The organism is Micromonospora sp. WMMD737 (assembly GCF_049179055.1).
GTDB classification, from domain to species: domain Bacteria; phylum Actinomycetota; class Actinomycetes; order Mycobacteriales; family Micromonosporaceae; genus Micromonospora; species Micromonospora reichwaldensis.
In genome coordinates this window covers 1-2,734 of the sequence record NZ_JBMHMH010000018.1, presented here as the reverse complement: position 1 = coordinate 2,734, position 2,734 = coordinate 1, and the positions used below count along the sequence as shown (strand labels likewise).

General features: G+C 74.9%; 4 protein-coding genes. 3 read left to right on the top strand and 1 reads right to left on the bottom strand.

The features are described 5' to 3' along the window. Positions 1-7: 7 nt before the first annotated feature. From ACN27A_RS33910 to ACN27A_RS33900, 3 genes are read left to right on the top strand one after another with little or no spacing between them, the layout of a single operon-like run. A complete protein-coding gene (locus ACN27A_RS33910) occupies positions 8-394 on the top strand; it encodes a PGRS repeat-containing protein (RefSeq protein ID WP_421459013.1) in 387 nt (128 codons plus the stop codon). Between the two features lie 50 nt (positions 395-444). Next, positions 445-753, top strand: a complete 309-nt coding sequence (locus ACN27A_RS33905; RefSeq protein WP_421459011.1) for a hypothetical protein — start codon at positions 445-447, stop codon at positions 751-753. A 12-nt stretch (positions 754-765) separates the two neighbouring features. After that, positions 766-1,638, top strand: coding sequence for a hypothetical protein (locus ACN27A_RS33900; protein ID WP_421459009.1), 873 nt, complete (start codon positions 766-768; stop codon positions 1,636-1,638). 191 nt (positions 1,639-1,829) lie between these two features. On the opposite strand, the gene ACN27A_RS33895 is transcribed toward ACN27A_RS33900, so the two are convergent. Further along, positions 1,830-2,734, bottom strand: a 905-nt coding sequence (locus ACN27A_RS33895; RefSeq protein WP_421459008.1) for a hypothetical protein, incomplete at its 5' end; no start/stop codon positions are given.

Sequence of the window (2,734 nt, the reverse complement as noted above, 5' to 3'; positions counted from 1 at the left end):
GGACTGTGTGGGCAGTGCGTGCAACGGTGGCAACGGTGGTTTGTTGTTCGGCAATGGCGGTGACGGAGCCAACGGCGGTAGCGGTGGTGACGCGGGACTGTTCGGTAACGGCGGAGCGGGCGGGGCCGGCACCATATCCGGCCAAGCAGGCGGGGCCGGCGGTACGGGTGGGGCGATCTTCGGGAACGGCGGAGCCGGCGGCACCGGCGGGGCAGGTGCTGCCGGTGGTGCTGGTGGTGACGCTGTCTTGTTCGGCACCGGCGGACGAGGTGGCGACGGCGGCGAGGGCCTCGATGGCTCGGGTGGTGGCGGGGCCGACGGAGGAGCCGGTGGGGCAGGCGGGGCCGGCGGTGGTGGGGGCTTGCTGATCGGCGTCGGCGGAGCCGGGGGGTGACGGCGGCGCCGGCGGTGACGGTTCTGGCACCGCCCAGGTGGACAGCCTTGGTGGCGCTGGTGGTGCCGGTGGCAACGCTGGTCGCGGCGGCTCGTTCATCGGGATCGGCGGTGCCGGTGGTGCTGGTGGTGCCGGTGGCGCTGCAGGTGAGGCTTCCGGCGCGAACAGCATCGGTGGTGGCGGCGGTGCCGGTGGCGCCGGTGGTGGCGCTGGCAACGCTTTCGGAGTGTTCAGTATCGGTGGTGCTGGTGGCGCCGGTGGTGCCGGTGGTGACGGTGGTGACACCTTGGGTGCCCAAGCCGACAGCGTGGGCGGAGTCGGTGGTAACGGTGGAGCCGGTGGGGCCAGCGCTACCGTAATCCTGGGCGGCGGTGGGTCCGGCGGATCTGGTGGTGACGGCGGAGCCGGGGGTGGTGACGCCGGAGGTGACAGCGTCGGCGGCGCAGCCGGTGTCGGGGGCGCGGGCGGAGACGTCGTCGCACGGGCCGGTACGGGCGGGGCCGGTGGTGCTGGTGGTGCCGGTGGTGCCGCCGGAGACGATGCGGGTGGCCAGATTGTTGCTGCTCCAGGTGGTGCTGGTGGTGCCGGTGGTGATGCGTTCGGGACGGTCGGCGTCGGCGGGTCTGGCGGCGCTGGTGGTGCCGGCGGCGCCGGTGGGATCGGCGGCTCCGGCGTCGACGGTGCGGTCGGTACGTCAGGCGGCGTCGGGGGGGCCGGTGGCACCGCGAGCGGGCGGCGCGGCGTCGGTGGCTCCGGTGGCGACGGCGGTACGGGTGGTGTTGGTGGTGTCGGTAGTGCTGGTGCCGACGGTGTGTCCGGAGTCCTGGATGGCAACGGCGGCGCGGGCGGAACGGGTGGAGCCGGGGGAACTGGCGGTGCCGGTGGTGCAGGCGGCGGCGGCGAGACAACCGGAGCGGCCGGTACGCAGGGCAACCTCGGGAACGGTGGTGCCGGTGGTGCCGGTGGTGCTGGTGCCGACGGTGTGTCCGGTGTCCTGGACGGGCGTGGCGGCGACGGTGGTGTGGGCGGTCTTGGCGGTGCTGGTGCCGTCGGCGGTGCGGGTGGTGTTGGTGGTGTCGGTGGTGCTGGTGCCGACGGTGTGTCCGGCGTCCTCGACGGCAACGGCGGAGCCGGCGGAACGGGCGGAGCCGGGGGAGTCGGTGGTGCCGGAGACCGACAAGGTGACGGGGGTGCCGGCGGTGAGGGCGGAGCCGGCGGTGACGGTGCGGAGACCCCGCTCGTAGGCGGACAGGGCAACGGCGGCGTCGGTGGCGGCGGTGGTGCTGGCGGGGCCAGCGCGGCCGGCAACGGTGGTGTCGGCGGCGCCGGTGGCGTCGGTGGAAATGGTGGCGCCACCGCCACTGACAACTTCGAAGAACCCGACTTCGCCGACGGCGGTGCCGGCGGTGCCGGTGGTGCCGGCGGGGCCAGCGTCTCAGGTGCTGGCGGTGCTGGCGGTGCCGGTGGTGCCGGCGGAAATGGCGGAGCCAACGGCGCCGACGGCGGCGTGAGGGAAGGGGCGCTCGGAGGGGTCGGCGGTACGGGTGGTACCGGCGGGGCCAGCGTCTCGGGAGCTGGTGGCGCCGGCGGTACCGGTGGCGCCGGTGGTGTCGGCGGAGGCAACGGCGACGGCGCATTGGCCCTCGGTGACGTCGTTGGTGGCGCTGGAGGCGCTGGTGGTGCCGGCGGCGCGAGTGAATCCGGCGACGGCGGTGCCGGCGGTGCCGGTGGTGTTGGCGGTGTCGGCGGCGGTACCGATGCGAACGTCAATGGCGCAGGTGACGGTGGCGCCGGTGGAGACGGTGGTGTCGGCGGTGACAGCGGGTCGGGTGCCGGGGGTGCCGGGGGTGCCGGGGGTGTCGGCGGCGACGGCAACGTCACCAACACGGCCAATAGGGGCCCGGACTCCGCCAATGCCGGCGCCGGTGGTGCGGGCGGGGGCGGGGGTAACAGTGTCGACGGGGTAGGTGGCGCCGGTGGGGCCGGCGGTGACGGCGGTGACGGCGGCCAGGGTAGTTCCGTAGATGCTCAGGGCGGTGCCGGTGGCGCTGGTGGAATCGGCGGAGGCAGTTCCGGTGACGACGGCGGTGCTGGCGGTGCCGGCGGTGCAGGGGGTGCCGGCGGCCGCAGCGGCCAAGGTGACGACAGCGGCGGCTCCGGAGGTGCTGGTGGTGCCGGTGGTGACGGTGCTGCCGCCGGTGGCGCCGGTGGTACTGGTGGTGCTGGCGGATCGGCGACCAGTGACGGCTTCATCGCGTCCAACGGTGGCGATGGCGGGGCCGGCGGCTCTGGCGGGGCTGGTGGCACCGGCGACGGCGGATCGGGCGGGAGCGGCGGCTC